This is a genomic window from Enterococcus silesiacus (assembly GCF_001886225.1).
Lineage (GTDB): Bacteria > Bacillota > Bacilli > Lactobacillales > Enterococcaceae > Enterococcus_L > Enterococcus_L silesiacus.
This window is the reverse complement of sequence record NZ_JXLC01000020.1, coordinates 68421-75420: the sequence shown is the minus strand read 5'-3', so window position 1 is coordinate 75420 and position 7000 is coordinate 68421. Positions and strand designations below refer to the sequence as shown.

Genomic DNA, 7000 nt, shown 5'->3' with positions numbered 1-7000 from the left:
TTTTTTTTTTCTCATCAAAGCCTATTAAATCAAGGATGCAACAGTTTATTGCATCCCTAACTTAGTCTTTTACAAGTAATACTTTCTGGTACAATGATAGAAAGAGCATTAGTCTGTATTCAGAAGGAGGAAAATATGAACATTGGTGAGCAACTACAATTACGACGGAAAGAATTGAACATGACTCAAGAAGAGGTTGCAAAAAAACTTTTTATATCGAGACAAGCTATCTCGAATTGGGAAACAGGTAAAAGCTATCCTGATATAGAAAACATCATTGCATTGAGTACTATTTATGAAATTTCTTTGGATAATCTATTGAAAGGAGATAAAAATGTAATGATAGAATTAAGGAAAAATAGAGTATATCAATATGTATATACGACTTTAGCTATTCTAAGTGTAGCCAGTGCGGGGATTTGTTTGTTAATTGATCTGCTCGTTTCTGGTCGCTTATCTTGGTCGCTAATTGTAACAAGCAGTTTGATCTATGTATCGGCTGCTGGCATTACTTTGTATAAATCAACGGAAAGAAAACTATTAAAGGCTTTTATCTCTTTAAGTTTGTTATTGATTCCCTTACTAGCAAGTATTCAATATTCACTTTATTATTCGCAAATGAACCAAACTCACTGGCTTATTGATCGCGGTATCCCGTTAGCAATTATTTGGTTAGTAATTATTTGGTTCGTTATTGTTACTGCTACTATCTGTAAGTTAAATAATTTTCTTGCATTTTCTTTAGTAGCTTTTCTTTCAATGTTTGGCAGCTATTTAACAGGTTTACTTACGGGAATTTATTCTAATCTAAATGATTATTTTGATCATTTTTTATCAAATGGTTTAGCTTCATTAATTGTCGGATTAATCTGTTTAATGGTTGGTTCAAGTAGTTTTATTCGAGAAAGAAAGACAACAGAATAAATTAAAATTGTTGAAAAGCTGGAATTGTACCCTTTGGTGCGATTTCAGCTTTTTTGAAATGTTCGTAACCTGTTACGCAAAATGGAACAAAATACAAGCTGCTTTTCTCTTCATCAAGAGTTTGAAAACCGCTTCAAAAAGAACGAACTTCGATGTATGCTTAACTCGTCAAAAGGAAAACTCGAGGAATCCGACAATAAAAAATCAAAATGGATTGGTGGAAGAAATGATGAAAAAAAGAGACTTTGTCGATACAAATGATTTTACGAAAGCGGAAATCGATTTTATGATCCAACTGGCTTTAAAATTAAAAGAATCAATTAAAAATGGCTACTATCCGCCACTTTTAAAAGATAAAACCTTAGGAATGATCTTTGAACAATCGTCAACTCGTACCAGAGTATCATTTGAAACAGCCATGACCCAATTAGGTGGGCATGCGCAATATCTAGCGCCAGGACAAATTCAATTAGGTGGTCATGAATCATTAGGGGACACTGCTCGGGTGTTATCTCGTTTAGTAGATATTTTAATGGCCCGTGTCGAACGTCATCAAACAATTGTTGAGCTAGCGAAAGATGCGACGATTCCAGTTATTAATGGTATGAGTGATTATAACCATCCTACACAAGAATTGGGCGATATCATTACAATGACCGAACACTTACCAGCAGGGAAAACACTAAGTGATTGTAAAATTGTCTTTGTTGGAGATGCAACTCAAGTCTGTGTTTCTACAATGTTTATGGCAACAAAAATGGGGATGGATTTTGTTCAATTCGGGCCAAAAGGTTTCCAAATCAAAGATGAAACGTTAGCCATCGGACAAAAAAATGCCGAACTTTCTGGCGGTAGTGTGTTGATCACTGAAAATGCTGAAGAAGCGCTGAAAGATGCTGATTTTATTTATACTGATGTTTGGTACGGTTTATATGAAGCTGAACTATCAGAGGAAGAACGAATGGCGACTTTCTATCCAAAATATCAAGTAAATCAAGCCTTGATCGATATGGCGGCACCTCATGTTAAATTCTTACATTGCTTACCTGCAACGAGAGGCGAAGAAGTGACGGATGAAGTGTTAGATGCTCCTTATTCAGTCGTTTTAGATGAAGCTGAAAATCGGTTAACGGCGATGCGTTCTTTATTGGTTTATTTCATGAATCCATATTTAGATTATGCAAGTGAAGCAGTTGGTGAGTATTATGATGCAGAATTTGAATTGATGTTAAGAAACGCTGTAGTCGCTAAGTGATTTTGGATAAAGGGTGGAATAGAAGTAGAATATAGCAATAGTGAAAGGTTTCTGCTTCTATTTCCATTTCTTTAATGAAAGGTGCATACAAAACATGAAAGAAAAAAAGAAATTTCGGTTGTTTGACGCAGTTCTGATGGCAGTCGTTGTCATACTTGTTGTGGAATCTGCTGCTCCTGCCGCTGCAATCGGTTCATCACAATTTTTTTGGTGGGGAATCTTACTCATTCTCTTCTTCTTGCCTTATGGTTTGATCTCAGCTGAGCTTGGAACGACTTACACTGGAGATGGTGGTATTTATGACTGGGTAAAGATGGCCTTTGGGCGTCGTTGGGGTGCTCGGGTAGCTTGGTTTTATTGGATCAATTTTCCAATTTGGATGGCCAGTTTAGCCGTTCTTTTTACAGAAGTGATGACACAGATTTTTGACTTAACAGTAGGAACGCCTCTACTAATTGTAGGTCAATTAGTCTTTATTTGGGCTGTTACACTTATTAGTTGTTATCCTGTGAGCGATAGTAAATGGATTTTGAATATTGCTGCTTTTGCTAAAGTTGCAATCATGGTTTGTTTGGGTGTACTAGGTATCTATCATGCAGTGACGAAAGGGATGGCCAATGATTTTTCTGGTAAAGCCTTATTACCTACTTTTGATTTGGAAAGTTTAAGTTTCATTTCAGTGATTTTATTCAACTTTTTAGGCTTTGAAGTAGTGACAACCTTAGCGAGTGATATGGAAAATCCCAAAAAACAAATTCCTCAAGCAATCATTTGGGGCGGTGTATTAATTGCGTTCTTCTATTTATTTGCTGCATTTGGCATGGGAGCAGCAGTACCCGCAGATCAATTGTCGACATCAGGTGGCTTGATCGATAGTTTTATCTTATTAGTTGGTGGTATCAATCCATTTGTGATTATTATTGGTTTACTGTTTATGTATACATTAGCCGCAAATCTGATTTCTTGGGCACTCGGCGTGAACTATGTCGCTTTTTACGCTGCTAAAAATCACGATATGCCAAAAGTATTTGCAAAAGAAAATCCTAAAAATGAAATGCCCATCGGTGCGTCCATTGTCAACGGAATAGTTGCTTCGGTGCTAGTAGTTGCGGCACCGTTTATTCCAAATGAAAATATCTTTTGGGCTTTCTTTGCCTTAAATGTGGTGGCATTATTGCTTTCCTACATTATGATGTTTCCAGCTTTCTTGAAATTACGTAAAATCGATCCTGATAAAGAAAGACCGTTTAAAGTACCTGGAGGACCAGTTTTATTAAAAATTATTGCGTATATTCCATTAGCGTTATTAGTGATTACTTTATTTTTCTCAATTGTTCCATTATCAAGTGCAGAGTTTACAGAGAAAATACCGATTTTGATTGGAACACTTGCTGCAACGATCATTGGCGAAATCTGTATTCGCCTTGGGGACAAAGAATATGCAAAAAAGTAACTAGAAAATAATCCAGATAAAAGGAGTTTTGAACATGAAAACAATCGATAGTTCACCTAAAAAAGACGGTTTTCGCATGCCAGGAGAATTTGAAGCTCATCAAGGCGTCTATATTTTATGGCCGGAACGTCCAGATAATTGGCGCAATGGTGGCAAACCTGCACAAAAAACATTTGTAGATGTAGCCGTTGCCATCAGTGAGTTCGAACCCGTAACCGTAGGCGTATCGGCAGAACAATATGATAATGCACGTCATATGCTGCCAGAAAATGTCCGCGTCGTTGAAATCGCCAATGATGATGCTTGGGTCAGAGACTGTGGTCCGACCTTTGTCAAAAATGACGCAGGCGAAATTCGTGGGGTAGACTGGACCTTTAATTCGTGGGGAGGCTTGGTAGACGGTTTATATTTTCCTTGGGATAAAGATGATCAAGTGGCTCAAAAAATTTGTGAAGTGGAGTGGTTTGACCGTTATCGCTTAAATGATTTTGTCTTAGAAGGCGGATCGATCCATGTTGATGGTGAAGGAACATTGATCACAACAGAAGAATGTTTACTTTCAGAAGGCCGTAATGCACAACTTTCCAAAGAACAAATCGAACAAGTGCTAAAAGAATATCTTTCACTAGAAAAAATCATTTGGCTAAAACGCGGCATTTATTTAGATGAAACAAATGGACATGTCGATAATATCGTTAATTTTGTCAAACCAGGAGAAGTTGTGCTGGCGTGGACAGATGATAAGAATGATCCGCAATATGAAATTTCTAAAGAATGTTTAGACATTTTAGAAAATGAAACGGATGCTCATGGTCGCAAGTTAGTTGTCCATAAATTATATGTGCCTAAACCAATCTTGATTACAGAAGAAGAAAGCTTAGGTGTGGATGCAGTAGCTGGAACGTTACCTAGAGAAAATGGCGACCGTTTAGCTGCTAGTTACGCAAATTATTATACAGCGAATGGCGGAATCGTTTTGCCTTTATTTGATGATCCAAACGATGAGAAAGCCATTGATCTATTGCAAAAATTATATCCTGATAGAAAAGTTATTGGTGTGCCTGCAAGGGAGATTCTTTTAGGCGGCGGTAATATTCACTGCATTACCCAACAAGTACCAAAATGAGGTGGAATAGATGAAAAAACGTATTGTAGTGGCTTTGGGAGGAAATGCCATCCTCACAACAGATCCGAGTGCCAAAGGCCAACAAAAAGCGTTAGCTCAAACAGCTTATTATTTAGCTGATTTTATTGAAGCAGGGCATGAACTGATCATCACGCACGGAAATGGACCACAAGTTGGCAATTTATTATTACAGCAGCAATTAGGAGCAACTGCAAAAAATCCAGCAATGCCTATTGATACAGCAGTCGCGATGACCCAAGGAAGTATTGGCTACTGGTTGGAAAATGCTTTAGTAGACGAGCTGAAAAAAAGACATATTTCAAAAAATGCAGCGACACTGTTAACCCAAGTTGTTGTCAGTGAAACAGATCCGTCATTTCAAGCACCAAGTAAACCTATTGGTCCCTTTTTAAGTAAACAAGAAATGGAAGCTGAAAAAAAACAAACATCTGCAACCTATATAGAAGATGCCGGTCGTGGTTTTCGTAAAGTCGTCCCTTCACCAAAACCAATTGATATTGTTGAATATCCAGTCATTCAACAACTAGTAGAAAATGGTATTGTAACAATTGCAGGTGGCGGAGGAGGGATTCCAGTTATTTTGAAAAATGGTACGTATCAAGGGGTAGAAGCTGTGATAGACAAGGATTTTGCCTCTGAGAAAATAGCAGCGCTAGTTCAAGCAGATATGTTAGTGATTTTGACAGGTGTAGCTCATGTTAGTATCAACTTCAATCAACCAAATCAATCCGATTTAACCAATGTCTCAGTTGCTGATATGGAAAAATACATTCAAGAAGATCAATTTGCACCAGGCAGCATGTTGCCTAAAGTTCAAGCAGCAATATCCTTCATTAAAGAAAATCCAAAGGGCAAAGCAGTAATTACCTCCTTAGAAAACATCAAAAACTTATTATCAAAAGAGACCGGTACGATTATTACTGATTAGTTTGAAAGAAAGAGTAGAGGCAAAAGCTAGTTTCTGCTCTTTCTTTCTGATATATTAAAAATATATCGCTTACATACAGAAACAAAAAAACTATTTCAATAGAGTTGAAGATCATCTCTATTTTAGGAAGCGAAGCAGACGTAGAAATAACGGATAACAGACCAATAAGCAAAAAAAGGAGTACGGTATACATGAAATTAACATCTAGCAATCCTAAAGCGGACGGTTTTTTTGTACCAGGAGAATTTGGGTTACATGAAGAAACCTATATGATTTGGCCTGAACGAGCGGATAATTGGCGTAATGGCGGCAAACCAGCGCAAGCAGCCTATGCGAAAGTTGCGCAAGCAATCGCGCTATTTGAACCAGTAACCATGTTGGTCTCCGAAAAGCAGTACAAAAATGCACGTCAATCCTTGCCAGAATCGATTCGAGTGATGGAAATGAGTAATAATGATGCTTGGATCAAAGATTATGGACCAATTTATGTAACAAATAAAAACGGCGAAGTGCGTGGAGTAGATTGGCGCTTTAATGCTTGGGGTGGCTTATTAGACGGACTATATTTTCCTTGGGATCAAGATGATTTGGTTGCCGAAAAACTGTGCGAATTTAATCGCATGGACTACTATTCTTTGAAGGATTTTATTTTAGAAGGTTGCTCTGTTCATTTTGATGGTGATGGAACATTGTATACAACAGAAGAAGTTTTACTTTCAGAAGGTAGAAATGGTAAACTTTCTAAAGAGGAAATCGAAGAAGTTCTAAGGAAATACTGCAATGTAGAAAAAATCATTTGGCTAAAGCAAGGCTTTTTTTTGGATGAAACGAATGGCGATATCGATAATATGCTAAATATTGTTCGACCTGGTGAAATCGTCCTAACATGGACAAATGATCGTAACGATCCTCAATACGAAATTTCAAAAACTGCTTATGAGCAATTACAAAAGGAAACGGATGCCAAAGGTAGAACGCTGATCATTCATAAAATGCTGATGCCAGAACCGATGTATATCACGACAGAAGAAAGCCAAGGAGTGGATCCAGTTAATGGTATGCTGCCGCGTTTTCCAGGAGACCGACTGACTGCGACGTATGTTAGTTATTACACAGCAAATGGGGGTATAATTTATCCGTTATTTAATGACAAAAATGATCAAGCCGCAAAAATATTATTAGAAAAAATATACCCAAATCGCAAAATTATTGGTGTTCCTGCCCGTGAAATCCTACTAGGTGGTGGAAATATTCATTGTATTGCGCAAAGTATTCCTAAAAACAGCTAGGAGG

At 37.4% G+C, this 7000-nt stretch carries 6 protein-coding genes; all 6 read left to right on the top strand.

Going from position 1 to position 7000, the window contains the following annotated elements:
• Nucleotides 1-135: 135 nt before the first annotated feature.
• Nucleotides 136-924: a helix-turn-helix domain-containing protein gene (locus RV15_RS13290; protein WP_071878507.1), complete on the top strand. Its 789-nt coding sequence runs from the start codon at nucleotides 136-138 to the stop codon at nucleotides 922-924.
• 229 nt (nucleotides 925-1153) lie between these two features.
• On the top strand, nucleotides 1154-2179 hold the full coding sequence (gene ptcA / locus RV15_RS13285; protein WP_071878506.1) for a putrescine carbamoyltransferase: 1026 nt from the start codon (nucleotides 1154-1156) through the stop codon (nucleotides 2177-2179).
• A gap of 94 nt (nucleotides 2180-2273) precedes the next feature.
• Nucleotides 2274-3632 carry an APC family permease gene (locus RV15_RS13280; RefSeq protein WP_071878505.1) on the top strand — a complete coding sequence of 453 codons (1359 nt, stop codon included), beginning with the start codon at nucleotides 2274-2276 and terminating at the stop codon, nucleotides 3630-3632.
• Between the two features lie 34 nt (nucleotides 3633-3666).
• Nucleotides 3667-4758, top strand: a complete 1092-nt coding sequence (gene aguA, locus RV15_RS13275) for an agmatine deiminase (RefSeq protein WP_071878504.1) — start codon at nucleotides 3667-3669, stop codon at nucleotides 4756-4758.
• Between the two features lie 10 nt (nucleotides 4759-4768).
• A complete protein-coding gene (gene arcC, locus RV15_RS13270) occupies nucleotides 4769-5707 on the top strand; it encodes a carbamate kinase (RefSeq protein ID WP_071878503.1) in 939 nt (312 codons plus the stop codon).
• Between the two features lie 191 nt (nucleotides 5708-5898).
• Nucleotides 5899-6996 (top strand): agmatine deiminase, encoded by a 1098-nt coding sequence (aguA, locus tag RV15_RS13265; protein WP_071878502.1) that lies wholly within the window; start codon nucleotides 5899-5901, stop codon nucleotides 6994-6996.
• Nucleotides 6997-7000 lie beyond the last annotated feature (4 nt).